The organism is Shewanella sp. GJ50-10 (assembly GCF_055808815.1).
This window is the reverse complement of the sequence record NZ_JBVVSS010000001.1, coordinates 4,194,791-4,209,515: the sequence shown is the minus strand read 5'-3', so window position 1 is coordinate 4,209,515 and position 14,725 is coordinate 4,194,791. Positions and strand designations below refer to the sequence as shown.

The following is a 14,725-nucleotide window of genomic DNA, read 5'->3' as shown; positions in this document are numbered from 1 at the left end:
GAAAATTCACTTATAAGATTGAGGGAGTAACACTTCAATGGAGCGGGTGGGTTGTACTTATCAATAAGAATAAGAGGGAGTTGCTGTTCACTCCCTTTCGGTCTGGTGTGGGCGAAGCGCCACGACTTTAGGTTATGTGGTTAAAGCATAAAATGATTTTGCATCAGTTAGATAACAGAAGTAAGATTATTTAATTAATAAAGGACGTAATTATTCGTTATTTTTATAGTGGATAACTAGAGGAGTTGGGGAGGAATTGTGTTTAAGAAAATTTTCAATTATTTAAGTGGTGCGACAAATGATGCACAAACTATGAATGCAAGCTCTAGTAAGTCTAGTGATTTTAATAATAGTTCTGAACTCAACGATATTATTGATGGCTTAACGTTTTCCCCAACATTTTTGTTAAGAACACCTACTGAAATTCTTCGTGCAGATGGTAAATGTGTGAAGAGTGAAGAGGATATACCTGATTTTTTAAAGGAAGAACAGCATGGAGTTTGGCTTCCAAAGGTAAAATGTGAATTTTCCTTATTTGAGAACGATGAGGTTGGCGCGTCAGATGCCTACGGTGTAAAACGTGATGATTACATTAAATTTGTTTGCGATATAAAAGATATATACTTTCGAAATGATAGTATTTTTGAACGTGTGAATTTAATAGAACAATATATAGATAAGAATCAAGAACTACGATATGTAGAGAATAAATTACTCAATTATTACAATAACTATGAGTCAATAATTGATGTTTTGATGTTTACTATTAATTTTTCCTTTGAAGATTTAGTAAGATATCACTATCAAAATAATGGATACTTAAAACAAATTTTTAATATAAATATTAGAGTAGAAAATTCATTAATAAGTGCAGGCTATAAAACAGCTAGAGATGTTATCTCCCTTTCAAAAGAGCAGTTAATTAAACTTGATGGCATTGGTAGCAAAAGTGCAGATAAGATTTTAGTAAAGATAGCAGAAGTTAAATCTTTGACCGATATAGTGATTTAGTTTCAAAAATGGAATTTAAGTTTAAGAATAAAATTAAGACATAATAAGCTTATTTATAAAAATTCCTTTCAATAATTTCCTAATAAAAACACCGCCATTTGGCGGTGTTTTAGTTTGAGCTATAAATATTCAAAATCCTTAATAAACATCATGACCGATCAACCTCGGGGGGATCAAGGTTGACTGACCATATGAATGTTTAGTCTGCTTGATGCTCGAAAGTGCGTCCGCCTGATGATGGGTTAGAACGCTTAAACATCTCTGATTTATATAAAGACTGTTCGCGCTGTACATTCGGGTTACCTCGGTACACTTCATCTTGTTGCGGACGTTTACCGAATATTGGCTGCATTTTAGGTGCTAGGTATTTACGGCTTAATAGATTGAGCCCAATAAAGCTCACTAGCGCAAATACCAATAAAAATGGTAGCAGTACAATCGATGTAATACCGATGGCAACAATCGACAGTAGTGCAATAAATGGATGCATAGTGCCAACGCGTTGCTTGACCTGTGCTTGATTTACAAACTGATTAAAATTCATTGATGTTCCTCAATATATGGATAGAACGAGTATCAAAATGGCGATGGATACTGTTTTAACCTTTCATAAAATTATTTTTTATAGTGATGACATCTTCAGTGTGCAATAAAAGCACTATTAACGTCACGTTAATCCTGATTAATGTTTGATCATGATTGCTACCCATATTGAGGGTGGAATAGCACAAGTGTATAAATAGATTGAGCTTATGAGTGTTATTTCAGCATTTCGATTTGAGTTTGTTTCACTGCTGTAGCGACACTTTCACAAATGATGTTTCTTAGCCACAAATGCCCAGGTGCTTGGCTATTGCGTTCATGCCATAACAACACATAGGCCATTGGCATAAATTCAAATGGTAAGGGTATTTCTTCTAGCGGATATAATTTTACTGCGTGACGAGCAAAGCTCGATGGCAGGGTAAATATCAAATCGCTATGGGCGCAAATGCTTGCCGCTCCATAAAAGTCGGGCACCGTGGTACTTATCCGACGTCGTAAGTTCAAATCAGCTAAATGGTAATCCAATGCCCACCAATCATTACCTTCACAACGAACTTGCACATGCGACATGCTTAAATAGGTATCTAAGTCCCATTTTTTATTTTGGATCAGGTCTAGCATTGGGTGATCTTTGCGGACTAAGCACACTTGCTTATCTTTAAATAAGGTTTGATATTCAATGCCATCAGGCAGTTGCTCAATTTTAAGATCTGCTTGCGGATGAGTATCACGACCTGCAATACCAAAATCAATTTGGCCCAACTGTAAGTCTTGCATCGACTTTTCTGTCCACACATAAGAGTCGAGTTTGACGTTAGGTGCATCATGTAAAATTCTACCAATAAAATACGGCAGTAATGTTTCATAGGCGCTCTCGACCATAGAAAATGAGAAATCCTGATGACTGCTAGCGGGGATAAAGGTGGGTGGCTGAGTCAGTTGATGCAAAGTTTGTAGTATTTGCGGCAATTGATGCCCTAACTGAACAGCGTGAGCAGTCGGCTTTAAACCGTGAGCCGTTCGCTGAAATAAAGGATCATCAAGGGTTACCCGTAAACGATTAAGGCTTTTACTTAGCGCTGACTGACTTAAATGCAAACGGCTCGCTGCACGGGTGACACTTTGCTCTTCAAGCAGGACTTGCAAGATGACCAGCAGGTTTAAGTCAATCTTGGCAAGATTATCAATATTCATGTGATATTCCTTTACTGATATTCCTCTAGGGAAATTTACTTAGGAAATCATACCATTTCTATTCATACCATGAGTAGTCTAGAATGCGCGCCAGAATCAACATTTGAATTAAAGAAAGAGAATAGAACAATGAGACGTAATTTGCTGCCAACGCTGATGTTTATGGTGCTACTAAGCCCATTAGCCATCGATATTTACTTGCCATCAATGCCAACCATGGCATTAGAGTATGGCGTAAGTGGCAGTCAGGTGCAGTCGACGTTGGTGTTGTTCTTATTTTCTATGGGTCTTGGGCAGATTTTAATTGGTCCTTTGGCCGATCGCTTTGGCCGTCGACCTATCGCGCTATTTGGTATTGTATTTTACGGTATCAGTAGTTTGATTGGGGCAATGGCGCAAGAGTTTGAAGTGCTGCAAATAGCTCGTGTACTGCAAGGTTTAGCTGCTTGTTCAACGTCTATTGTGGTATTCAGTGCGGTGCGTGATTGCTACAGCAGCAAAGAAAGCGTCAAAATGTATAGCTACTTAAATGGTGCTATTTGCGTGATCCCTGCTTTGGCACCGACGTTAGGCGGCTTATTGGCATTGCAGTTCGGCTGGCGTTCAACCTTCATCTTTATGGCGCTTTACGCGATTGTGGTTCTCGCTATCGTGTTAATAAAATTCCCTGAAACACGTCCTGAGAATACAGATACAAGCGGCGCCCTTTATCGCTGGGCACGCTATAAACCTGTGTTAGGTGACGCACACTTCTTGTTTTATGCCAGCGCTTGTATGGTGGCGATGGCGTCAATTATCACTTACGTATCATATTCACCAATGTGGTTGATTGGTCATCTAGGTGTCAGTGAGCTTGCTTTTAGTGGCTTGTTTGGCTTAAACGCTGCAGTAAATATTGCCGCTTGTTTTGCTGCGCCTGTATTAGTTAAGCATATTGGTAATCGTCCCGCTGTAGTGGTAGCACTAGGTATGATGTTATTGGCTGCAGCACTTGAAGTGGTGGTGCAACTAGTAGGGCCACAATCAGGTTTAGCGGCAGGCTTTGGCTTTATGTTGCCTATGATGCTGCTATGTATTGGCTTTGCTATTTTACTTGGCCCTGCAACCTCAATGGCGTTGTCGGCTTTTGGTGAGCGAGCTGGTACTGCCGCTGCCATGTTAGGTTGTATTCAAATGAGCGGCGCATCTGTGTTAGCGGCTTTAGTGCAAATGACCGACATTAGCGCGCCATATGCAGTTGCCTTATTGATGGGCGGTTTATCTTTATTATTACTGGTGATGATGTCGCTTAAAAGCTTAAACCATTTGCATATGGAACAAGTTCACCCAGAGCATTAATTCCTTAGCTAGAAATTGATTTAAGGCAATGCCGCTGAATAATACTCAGCGGCATTGTTGTTTCTGGTACAGCACAGCTAATTAGCGCTAAAATAGTCTCTCAAGATGTAAATATGTAATGGCTGAATAAAGTATAAAAATGTTCATCGAGGTGATGTATTAGAGTTATCTGTGACGGTTGCGGTTACCCGACGACAACCTGTATTTGCGATAGTGTGTCTCCTATGTCGATTAAGACAGAGGTGATTGTGTTGCAGCACCCATCAGAAGTTGAGCATGCTAAAAATACGGTGAAGTTATTGTGCTTAACCTTACCTGCGACGAAGGTGGTGGTGGGTGAAAGGGCGGATGACTTTGCTGAGCTGCAAGTTTATTTACAGGAAGCAGGTAAACCGGTTTATTTAGTTTATCCGAGTGAAACCAGTCAAAGCGCTGCTGAGTCAGGTGCACCTGAAGAGTGTATTATTTTATTGATTGATGGCACTTGGCGTAAAGCCTTTAAAATGCTCCAGCTGAATCCGTGGTTATTGGATTTACCTGCGCTGCATATTGAGTTTGAAGGGGTATCGCAATATCGAATTCGCAAGGCAAAGCGTAGTGATAGCTTATCGACCCTAGAAGCGACAGCGTATATGCTGCAAGCTATAAGTCCATCATTGGACATTGCACCTATGTTTGCAGCCTTTGATGCAATGGTGCAACATAAGCTAGATGCCATGCCTGCAGCCGTGCGTGCACGCTATGCTCAAGAGAACTAGTAGCAACAAAACAAGGAAGATAATGAGTATGTTGAACCGTATCACAGCAATGGCTTTTATGAGTTTGATGCTAGCAGCCTCTTTTACTGTAACTGTTGCAGCAACAGCCAGTGATAAACCGCGTCTGACCTTATCCCAGCAAGCTGAACAAGGCCGAATTGATTCTAAAAAGACTGAGCAAAGTCAGTTAGAAAAAGCCCGTAAAGCCGCCAGTGACACCCAGTCTCGCGAGCAAGAAATCTTAGAGCGTCAAGAGTCGGGTGAATGGGAAAAAGAGCAGATAGAGAAGTCGCAAGCTCAATTTAAAGAGCGAGAGTCCCGCGCCGATAAATACCTCAGAGAAGCAAAAGAAGCCGCGGCCAAAGAACGTAAAATTGAAGAGCAAGATTAACAGATTCAATTTCGTCGTTCATCGGTTCTGATAAATTGGGTTCGGGAAAGTTAACTCAACTCAACTCAACACGGCTTTATAGCCATTGGTGTTTTGGTCAAAAACAAATTCTAGATAATTATTGATGCTGTCTAAACTGTCTTCATGGTAATGAGACACATACAAAAGCTGGCTGAGATTTTCTCGAGCAATTAATTCAAGCGTATTTCTGACTAAGCGGATCCCCAAGTAATCTAATCCTTGATAGGGCTCATCTAATATTAATAACGTAGGTTGTTTTACCAGCGCTCGGGCGATTAACAATAATCGTTGCTGACTATAATCGAGTTGCTTGATAGGTGTGTTAGCCAATTCTTCCATGTGCAAAATCGTTAACCAGTCTTTAGCTATTTCTAACTGAGGTGCAGTGGCTTTTTGGTAAAGGCCTATTGAGTCATAAAAACCCGATAAAATGACATCGATGGCACTGCAATTCACGCGATATTGAAGGTGTAATGCTGATGACACCATGCCGATATGTTGCTTAATTTCCCAAATCGTTTCGCCACTGCCACGCTGCTTGCCAAAGATTTGTATATCGTTGCTATAACACTGAGGGTGATCGCCAAATATTAGTCCTAACAAGGTACTTTTACCGCAGCCGTTTGGGCCTTTAACTTGCCAATGTTGGCCTTTATCAATGCGCCAATTAACATCAGTGAAAATAGTTTTATCACTGTATGCCACTTTGCCATTGCTCAATTCAAATATTGGGTTTTCAAATTGACTTTGGTGGCGATGGCGCTGCATCAAAGCCAGCATTAACTCACTTTGGACTTTAGATTGTGACTTAATTTGCCCGATAACGGGGTGACTATTCCAGCTGGTTTTGTCCATTATGCTATCGAGTTTACCGTGACTAAATATCGCCACTTGTTCAATCCATTGCGGCATATCCTCTTCACGAGAAAATATCACCATCATGGGAATGAATAATTGGTTTAAATAAGTTGTAAGTGATGCTCTGTGGTCGATATCTAATCCTGCAAAAGGGTTATCTAGCACTAAGAAATCTGGCTGAGAGGCAATGGCGCGAGCCAACATGACACGACGGGTTTCACCGGTTGATAGCTCTCGAAAACCGCAATCTTTAAGGTGCTGTAAATCTAGCTGAGTAAGTAATGTTTCAAGTAACCCGCTTTGCGCCTGCAACGGTATCTGTTGGCTGATAAGTTGAGTAACCGTGCTGCCAGTATCAACGATATTGAGAAAGTCGGTATCATCATTTTCAATTTCTAAAGCCAATAACCTTTGCTGCTCTGCTAATGAAACTTGGGCAATGTTATTAGATGATTTTTGTAAACTACCTGAGGTGACTTCAATGGTTTGTTGAAGAGGATTATTGCTTGTACACAGTAAGTCACCAATGACAGAACCAATGTCGCTATGGGCGCAAAAAACAGCCCATGACTGATTTTGAATATGCCAATCTGGGATATCAAGGCTAACATTGCCGCTTTTAGCTATAAACTGATTAAACTTAACTTCCATTCACTCAACCCTTAACCCTCAACTTCCACTCACTCGACCCTTAATTATCACTCGCTCGAGCTTTATTTTCCGCTCAATCAAGCTTGGCTTGCCGGTTTCGATTCATTTTCATGGTTATTTATAAAGTGAACGGTTCACTAAGTAAACAAATCGAAACAATTTCTTAGGCTCTGCAATAACAAAATATTTAACAACTTCGGCTAGACCCTGTAGATTAAATCGCAACAAAAATGATAATAACCATGGATGATTTATGCGCCTCACTACACTCGCCTTGTGTCTTGCGACACTTTCAGGCTCTTTTGCTCCTTCAATAATGGCTAAAACCCCCGATGCAGCTCAGCTCGCTGCAGATGTCGAACAAAAAGTAATTGAGTGGCGTAGAGATTTACACCAACATCCTGAATTATCTAATCGTGAATTTAGAACCAGCAAAGTGATTGCTAAGCACCTTGAATCTTTAGGTTTAGAGGTGCAAACCGGTGTCGCTCATACTGGGGTTGTGGCGATATTAAAAGGTGCTAAGCCCGGGCCGCTTATCGGTATTCGCGCTGACATGGATGCCTTGCCTGTCACTGAAGAAGTTGATTTACCTTTTGCATCTAAAGCCACTGATACCTATCGCGGTCAAACTGTTGGTGTGATGCATGCCTGTGGCCATGATACTCATGTTGCTATGTTAATGGGCGTTGCCGAAAACCTTGTTAACTCCACGGACAGTCTTGCAGGTGATGTGATGTTTATCTTCCAGCCTGCTGAAGAGGGAGCGCCTGCTGGCGAAGAAGGCGGTGCTGAACTCATGCTAAAAGAAGGCTTATTTGCTAAACGTAAACCAGATCAAGTGTTTGGTATGCATGTCACTTCAAGCCTACCTACTGGTGTGATTGGCTTACGTTCAGGCCCAGCAATGGCCTCGGAAGATTCGTTTACGATTACCGTTAAAGGCCGTCAGACTCATGGCTCACGTCCGTGGGGCGGAGTGGATCCGATAGTGGCATCTGCGCAGATTATTACTAGCGTGCAAACTATTATTAGTCGTCAAGTTGATGTTACTAAAGCGCCTGCAGTTGTCAGCTTTGGCGCCATTAACGGCGGTATTCGCTCAAACATTATTCCTGATGAAGTCGAACTGATTGGTACTATTCGTACCTTTGACCAAGACATGCGCGCCGAGATTAAAGTTAAGCTTGCTGAAATTGCCGAGTTATCTGCTAAAACATTGGGTGCAACAGCGATTACTGAGATTGATGCAGGTTATCCGGTAACGGTTAATAATCCGCAGTTAGTGGCGGATATGCGCCCTGTGATCCGTGGTGTCGTCGGTGATGACAATCTAATTGAGCCAGGACTGATTACCGGTGCAGAAGACTTTTCATATTACGCTCTGGAAACTCCAGGCCTGTTCTATTTTCTTGGGGTAACGCCAGAGGGTAAAGATCCAGCTACAGTAGCAAGTAACCATTCACCATCATTTTATGTGGATGAAAGCGCGCTAAAAGTTGGCGTACAAACCATGACTCAAATTGCCTTAACGGCGTTAGGTGCAACTAAGTAACTCGAATTCAGGTTAATTAATCGTCGTATTTTACGATTTAAAAAAGGAAACAATCATGACACGCAGAATAACCGCGTTAGTGGTATTACTGACATCTTGGATGAGCATTGCAGCACATGCCACGACTCAAGAAGATGTGAATACGTTTACGTTAGACAATGGCATGAAGATCATGGTGTTAGAAGACAGCAGTATTCCTAACGCCAACATGTACTTATTTTGGAAGGTCGGTTCTCGTAATGAAGTACCTGGCATCACTGGGATTTCGCATTTTTTCGAACACATGATGTTTAATGGTTCAAAAAAGTTTGGTCCTAAAATGTTTGACCGCACGATGGAAGCTGCTGGTGGCGCTAATAACGCTTACACCACTGAAGATATCACGGTGTACACCGATTGGTTTCCAGCCAATGCGTTAGAAACCATCTTTGATTTAGAAGCAGACCGTATCGCAAATTTGGATATTAATCCTGAAATGGTTGAAAGCGAACGCGGCGTGGTGCAATCAGAGCGCACTACCGGGCTTGAAAATTCAAACTGGCGCACCATTCAAGAAGAAGTGAAAAGTGCTGCATTTAGAGCACATCCTTACAGTTGGTCAGTGATTGGCCATGAGTCTGATATTGCCGCTTGGAGTTTAGAAGATTTACAGCAATATCATAAAACTTACTATGCCCCGAATAATGCCGTGGTAGTAATTGCTGGCGATGTCAAAGTGGCTGAAGTGAAAAAACTTGCAAAGCAGTACTTTGGTGTCATTCCTGCACAAACGCCACCTAAAGCTGTACGCACAGTAGAGCCGCTGCAAAAAGGTGAGCGCCGCGTATTTGTCGAAAAAGCGTCAGTGAGCACGCCCAATGTGATGTTGGCTTACCATGTGCCTTCAACAAAGCATGAAGATTACTACGCGTTAGATTTACTGAATACCATTTTCAGTGAAGGTAATAGCTCGCGCCTTTATCAAGGATTAGTCGACAAGCAAGTCGCTTCCAACGTGATGTCGTATTTACCCATGTCGTTTGACCCTAACTTATTTTACTTTATGGGCGTTGCCAATTCAGGTATTGATGCTGTGCAACTTGAAGCCAATATGATTGCTGAAATCAATCGCATTAGCTTAGAAGGCGTAAGCCAAAACGAGCTTGAAAAAGTTAAGAATATTAAGCTAATGGACTTTTACCGCACTATGCAAACCATTAATGGCCGCGCTAATACATTAGGTCGTTATGAGTTGTATTTTGGTAGTTATGAAAAGCTATTTACGGCTCCTGAAGCTTATAACAAGGTGACAGTTGAAGATATTCAGCGTGTAGCGCAAACCTATTTACGTAAAGCCAATCGCACAGTGGGCGTGTTAGCTGCAACAGAAGGAGCTGACCAATGATTTCACTTTCAAGATTTAGCAATAACACCACAGTATCGGCGATTGCGCTGGCTTGCACTCTAGCTCTGACGGGCTGTGCTAGTACTAGTGAAAGTGCTAAAACGGTAGATACAGGCAGCTTTAGCATGCCGCAATACGAGTCGATGACTTTAGACAATGGCCTTAAAGTGAACTTTATGGTGCAGTCGGAAGTGCCGATCATTAATGTGAATGCTGTGGTGCGTGCAGGCGCAGTCAATGATACCACTTCAGGTGTGTCGTATATGACCGCTAAAAGCTTAATGCTAGGTGCGGGTGGCAAAACCAAAGCTGAGATAGAGCAGACGGTTGATTTTCTTGGTGCTAGTTTAAATACCGCATCAGGTCGCGAAAGCACATTAATTACTGCTGACTTTATGAGTAAAGACGTTGATACGGTTCTAGCTATTATGCAAGACGTACTGATGTCGCCTGACTTTGATAGCACTGAATTTGAGAAGCTAAGACAGCGTGAAATTGTCGGCTTATCTCAAGCAAAAGAAAGCCCTCGTGCTGTGATTGGTCGATACTACTCTAAAATGGTCTTTGGCCAGCACCCTTACGCTAACCCAACAACGGGCAATAGCACTTCGTTAGCCGAGATCAATATTGCTCAACTGCGCGCATTCCACAAAAGTTATTATCAGCCGAGTAACATGGCGATTAATGTCGTGGGTGATTTCGATGCCGCTGAGATGAAGGCTAAACTAACCCAAGCCTTTGGTGATTGGCAAGGCACTGAAAAAGCGGTGCAGCCGGATTTAAGTCAAGGTTTACCTAGCTTGTCATCTAGCCGAGTGCTGCTAGTAGATAAGCCTGATGCCATTGAAACGACCTTTATTTTTGGTGGTTTAGGTATCAGCCGCGATAACCCAGATTATGTAGGGTTAACTGTGGTCAATACTATTTTAGGCGGCCGTTTTACTTCGTGGCTTAACGATGAACTACGTGTAAATGCAGGCTTAACCTATGGGGCGCGCTCTGGTTTTAATGCGTTTTCTGATTCAGGTACTTTCCATATTAGTACCTTTACCAAAACCAGCACCACTAAAGAAGCGATGGATTTAGCCTTAAAAACTTATGCTCGCTTATGGGAGCAAGGCATCGATCAGCAAACTCTAGACTCAGCTAAAGCTTATGTAAAAGGCCAGTACCCGCCTAAATTTGAAACCGGTGGTCAACTAGCTGACTTGATGGCAGATATGTATATCTACCAGTTTGATGACTCATTTATTAATGAGTTCCAAGCTAAAGTAGATGGATTGACCCTTGAGGAAACCAAGCGCTTAATTAGCACTTACTTCCCACAAGATAACTTACAGTTTGTGTTAATTGGTAATGCAGCTAAAGTCGCTGATATCGCGAAAGAGTATGGCGAAGTGACCCAGATTAATATGACAGATGTGGGTTTTGGTCAATAAGCTGAACTGAGTTGATACAGCGCTAAGTAAGCAATATTGCTGAATGCGTTAAACAGTGCCTTTTACCTATGGTGAAAGGCATTTTTATTGTTTGATTCTTATGGTTCGATACGAAGTTCTAATTGAAAAAATAACCGCAATAAAATAGTGTTCTTGCTAGTGAATCATTTAAACCAAGGGTGTCTTTGTTGATGTGGTATCAAGCAGGCTTATCAAAGGGTAAATATCTCATCATCTTAATGATGGTGATTTTAGTGATGATGATTGCCCCTAGAGCGTTTGCGGCAAAAGTCGATTTGAGTCAATTTTGCCCGGTACTTGATGGCGACTGGCAGGGATCAGCTGCTAAAAATGGTGTCGCGCCCAGACAAGTCACAACCTCTGCTATTTGCTCATCTGATAAACGTAATTTGATGCTGACTGTGAGCCGTGGTGACAGTAACCCTAACAGTGAAGTGTGGTGGTTTAGAGCACAAGGGAATGATGTTTTGCTGACGTATACTGATGGCGTGGGTGAAGATAGAGAGCAATTATTTAGCTTATATCAACGAGGTGATAGCTTTACTTTTTTAGGGAAAGGACAGTTGAATCAGCGCCCTGCGCTTATTAGATTACGCTTTGAACCTAAATCTTCAACGGCTGCAGTGCAGGGCAGTGATAGCCGTACAGAAAATGGTTCAGAAACTTGGCTTTGGCGCCAAAGCGCTCACTACCTTGATGATGATAGCGAGCAATACCAACTTATTCGTGCGATTGAGCTAAGCCCAATCAACTTGCGGTAAACCTTATTCGGCACCTGCGTAATCAAGCTGACGCCATGCTTCATAACTGATAATCGCCACAGAATTTGACAGGTTTAGGCTGCGGTTACTGGCCGCCATTGGAATGCGTAAACGCTGGCTGGTTGGAATAGATTCAATGATTTCCATTGGCAAACCACGGGTTTCTGGGCCAAATAACAACACATCATCTTTAGCAAAGGCGAGCTCACTATGGGGGCGACTACCTTTGGTGGTACAAGCCATAATGCGCTTGCCTGCCATTGCTTCTAAAAAAGCATCAAAGTTTTTATGGCGGGTGATATTGGTTAAATCGGAATAATCTAACCCTGCTCGACGTAACTTCTTTTCTTCTAAGTCGAACCCTAATGGTTCAATCAAATGGAGTTTGGCGCCATTGTTAGCGCATAAGCGGATAATATTGCCGGTGTTTGGAGCGATTTCTGGTTCGTAAAGAGCAATATTAAACATGGGCGTTACCTTGATTGAGTGAGCTCGGAATTATACGCCAACATTCTAGGGTGTAAAACAAATGATGGATTAAGTCGGTTAATAGACTTAATCCATCATTGATATTTGAGCAGCCGTACTAAAATGAAACTTAACTTTTCATTTTTACTGGAAGAGTAATGCTGACCTGCAGGCCTTGTGGATTAACATTACTGGCCCTGATACTTCCTTGGTTTAACTTAATGGCCGCTTGTGTAATCGCCAGCCCTAAGCCCCAGCCACCAGATTCTCGATCGCGTGCGCTATCTGGTCGGTAGAAAGGTTTAAATATGTCTTCAAGTTCAGTTTCATCAATACCAGGTCCGTTATCACTGATAGTAACCAGCACTTCATTGCCTTGCTGCAGAGCTTTGATGCTGACTTTGCTATCGGCATAACGAATAGCATTTCGCAGCACATTTTCAATGGCACGAGATAGTGACTTTGGATAGTGATCTAAACTAATAGATTCAGGGATTTCAATATCCAACTGCTTTTGCTGTTGTTCGGCTTCAAAGTCAGCATCATCAAGGATCTGGCTTAATGATTCCGCTAGCTCAAGGTGAACTTTATTCTCGCTGTTACTGATCGTCACTCGTGAAAGAGTGAGTAACTCTGATATTAAGTCTTCTAGTTGTTCGGCTTCATAGCCAATCCGCTCGATTTCAACACTGCCTTGCTCTTTTTTACGGGCTAAGGCTAAGGATAACTGTAGGCGAGTCAATGGCGTTCTTAACTCATGGGAGATATCGCCCATTAGCCGTTGCTGATTGTTTATCATGGTTTCAATTGCATCAGCCATACTATTAAATGCCTGAGCAAGCTCACCAATTTCATCGCCACGAGCGGCAACTTTTTTATCAACCCGGCTGGATAAGTCTCCGCTAGCGAGTGCATTAGAACTTTGTTTAAGGGAGCGTAAAGGCTTACCTAAATTCCATGCCAGTAAACCACAAAGGGCACCAGACATAAGCATGGCAATCAATGCAGTGAGTAATTTGTTGTCACTGAAAAAGAAAAACCAAGGTCTTGGATGATTATCTGGAACACGGCAATATATGCGATATTGCTGTTCTCCGGCGATGAAAGTGTAAGGCCCAAAAATCAATTCACTACGAAATTGGTGGCTGATCGGCGTTTCGTGTTCTTCACTGATAAGTAAAAATTCACGAAATGTTCGTGGAACTTTATTGTGATTTAATACTCGGCTTTGTTCATCAAGAATATAAAACTTGAGGTATTTTCCATCGGGGCTACGGTGACGATTAAGGCGCTTTATGGCTCTGGGATTATCCAATAACTCGGGGTCTTCAATGAAGTGTTTTGCCGTTCTTTTTAAAACGTGTTTTTGTTTATCATTCAACGGAAGTTGGTCGTGACTGTGCTGCAGAAACGGCAAAATTGCCATAAAAGCAATGATTAATGAACTACATAACCAAAAGCCCAGCAGCAATTTAACAAATAAACGGTTTATCGTAGAAGGTGCTTTCATTACGGGATCCAGATATAGCCTTTACCACGAATGGTTTTCACTCTTGGGCGACCATCACTGCGTTCAGGTAATTTTTTACGTAAGTTAGATAAATGCATATCTAAACTACGATCAAATGGCATGAGCTTTTTACCTAAAACTGTTTCACTCAACTGTTCTTTAGTGACTAAATCACCCGCTTGAGTAATTAAGCTGTGCAGCAAAGAAAACTCAGTACCGGTTAAGATAATTAGCTGCTCATTGCAGTAAAGTTCTTGTCTTGCTTGGTCTAAACTTAGGTCACCAAACGAGATGGTATCTTGCTCGCCATTTTCGGTTTGAGTTAAAGCTGAGCGACGTAATATCGCACGCATACGCGCGATAAGTTCACGGTCATTGAAAGGCTTAGGGAGGTAGTCGTCCGCACCAATTTCGAGGCCAACAACACGGTCAATTTCGTCACCACGAGCGGTCAGCATTAACACTGGAGTTTGTTTTTGAGTTCTGAGTGCACGCAGGACTTCAAACCCATTGAGCTTAGGTAGCATGACGTCGAGTAGAATTAAATCAAAGTCTTGATTTTGTGCATAATCTAGACCTTGTTGGCCGTCAAATGCTTGGGTTAAATCAAAACCTTCTAATTCTAGAAGTTGGGCTAATAATTCTGATAAGCCTGCGTCATCATCAACTAATAAAATTCGACTCATTTGGATCCTCACTCGTTAATTAATCACACTATATAACGAATGCAGATCCAAGTTTAGTAACATTGCACTCTTTTACACTGAGGTTAATCGCTCACTAGGGGAGAGTTTCTTTCTTATTTGCTGTCATCTCAGT

14 protein-coding genes are annotated in these 14,725 nt (G+C 41.8%); 8 read left to right on the top strand and 6 right to left on the bottom strand.

Going from position 1 to position 14,725, the window contains the following annotated elements; genetic code table 11:
• Nucleotides 1-258 precede the first annotated feature (258 nt).
• Nucleotides 259-1,011, top strand: coding sequence for a helix-hairpin-helix domain-containing protein (locus AC0L4E_RS17755; RefSeq protein WP_473680651.1), 753 nt, complete (start codon nt 259-261; stop codon nt 1,009-1,011).
• 199 nt (nt 1,012-1,210) lie between these two features.
• On the opposite strand, the gene AC0L4E_RS17750 is transcribed toward AC0L4E_RS17755, so the two are convergent.
• Together AC0L4E_RS17750 and AC0L4E_RS17745 are read right to left on the bottom strand one after the other, a co-directional pair.
• Nucleotides 1,211-1,555, bottom strand: coding sequence for a hypothetical protein (locus AC0L4E_RS17750; RefSeq protein ID WP_473680649.1), 345 nt, complete (start codon nt 1,553-1,555; stop codon nt 1,211-1,213).
• Between the two features lie 215 nt (nt 1,556-1,770).
• Nucleotides 1,771-2,751, bottom strand: a complete 981-nt coding sequence (locus AC0L4E_RS17745) for a LysR family transcriptional regulator (RefSeq protein WP_473680647.1) — start codon at nt 2,749-2,751, stop codon at nt 1,771-1,773.
• A gap of 129 nt (nt 2,752-2,880) precedes the next feature.
• On the opposite strand from AC0L4E_RS17745, the gene AC0L4E_RS17740 reads away from it, so the two are divergent.
• The 3 genes from AC0L4E_RS17740 to AC0L4E_RS17730 all read left to right on the top strand — a co-directional run bounded on the left by AC0L4E_RS17740 (nt 2,881) and on the right by AC0L4E_RS17730 (nt 5,238).
• Nucleotides 2,881-4,089, top strand: coding sequence for a multidrug effflux MFS transporter (locus AC0L4E_RS17740; RefSeq protein ID WP_473680645.1), 1,209 nt, complete (start codon nt 2,881-2,883; stop codon nt 4,087-4,089).
• Between the two features lie 158 nt (nt 4,090-4,247).
• A complete protein-coding gene (locus AC0L4E_RS17735) occupies nt 4,248-4,847 on the top strand; it encodes a tRNA-uridine aminocarboxypropyltransferase (protein WP_473681740.1) in 600 nt (199 codons plus the stop codon).
• A gap of 28 nt (nt 4,848-4,875) precedes the next feature.
• On the top strand, nt 4,876-5,238 hold the full coding sequence (locus AC0L4E_RS17730) for a hypothetical protein (protein WP_473681738.1): 363 nt from the start codon (nt 4,876-4,878) through the stop codon (nt 5,236-5,238).
• Between the two features lie 60 nt (nt 5,239-5,298).
• Here the strand turns inward: AC0L4E_RS17730 and AC0L4E_RS17725 are convergent, their stop codons facing one another.
• Nucleotides 5,299-6,768 (bottom strand): ATP-binding cassette domain-containing protein, encoded by a 1,470-nt coding sequence (locus AC0L4E_RS17725; RefSeq protein ID WP_473680643.1) that lies wholly within the window; start codon nt 6,766-6,768, stop codon nt 5,299-5,301.
• Nucleotides 6,769-7,084: 316 nt separating this feature from the next.
• Here AC0L4E_RS17725 and AC0L4E_RS17720 point away from each other — a divergent pair, with 316 nt between their 5' ends.
• The 4 genes from AC0L4E_RS17720 to AC0L4E_RS17705 all read left to right on the top strand — a co-directional run bounded on the left by AC0L4E_RS17720 (nt 7,085) and on the right by AC0L4E_RS17705 (nt 11,928).
• Nucleotides 7,085-8,323, top strand: coding sequence for an amidohydrolase (locus tag AC0L4E_RS17720; RefSeq protein WP_473681736.1), 1,239 nt, complete (start codon nt 7,085-7,087; stop codon nt 8,321-8,323).
• Between the two features lie 55 nt (nt 8,324-8,378).
• The gene (locus tag AC0L4E_RS17715; RefSeq protein WP_473680641.1) at nt 8,379-9,707 is read left to right on the top strand and encodes a M16 family metallopeptidase; all 1,329 of its coding nucleotides are present in this window, start codon (nt 8,379-8,381) and stop codon (nt 9,705-9,707) included.
• Nucleotides 9,704-11,146, top strand: a complete 1,443-nt coding sequence (locus AC0L4E_RS17710; protein WP_473680639.1) for a M16 family metallopeptidase — start codon at nt 9,704-9,706, stop codon at nt 11,144-11,146. The genes AC0L4E_RS17715 and AC0L4E_RS17710 overlap by 4 nt, the downstream gene beginning before the upstream one ends.
• A 191-nt stretch (nt 11,147-11,337) precedes the next feature.
• Entirely contained in the window at nt 11,338-11,928 is a 591-nt protein-coding gene (locus tag AC0L4E_RS17705) for a hypothetical protein (protein ID WP_473680637.1), read from the top strand.
• Nucleotides 11,929-11,931: 3 nt separating this feature from the next.
• Here the strand turns inward: AC0L4E_RS17705 and trmL are convergent, their stop codons facing one another.
• The 3 genes from trmL to AC0L4E_RS17690 form a co-directional block, all read right to left on the bottom strand.
• The gene (trmL, locus tag AC0L4E_RS17700) at nt 11,932-12,396 is read right to left on the bottom strand and encodes a tRNA (uridine(34)/cytosine(34)/5-carboxymethylaminomethyluridine(34)-2'-O)-methyltransferase TrmL (protein WP_473680635.1); all 465 of its coding nucleotides are present in this window, start codon (nt 12,394-12,396) and stop codon (nt 11,932-11,934) included.
• 130 nt (nt 12,397-12,526) lie between these two features.
• Nucleotides 12,527-13,906 (bottom strand): ATP-binding protein, encoded by a 1,380-nt coding sequence (locus tag AC0L4E_RS17695; RefSeq protein ID WP_473680633.1) that lies wholly within the window; start codon nt 13,904-13,906, stop codon nt 12,527-12,529.
• Nucleotides 13,906-14,592 (bottom strand): response regulator, encoded by a 687-nt coding sequence (locus AC0L4E_RS17690; protein ID WP_473680631.1) that lies wholly within the window; start codon nt 14,590-14,592, stop codon nt 13,906-13,908. The genes AC0L4E_RS17695 and AC0L4E_RS17690 overlap by 1 nt, the downstream gene beginning before the upstream one ends.
• Nucleotides 14,593-14,725: the final 133 nt, after the last annotated feature.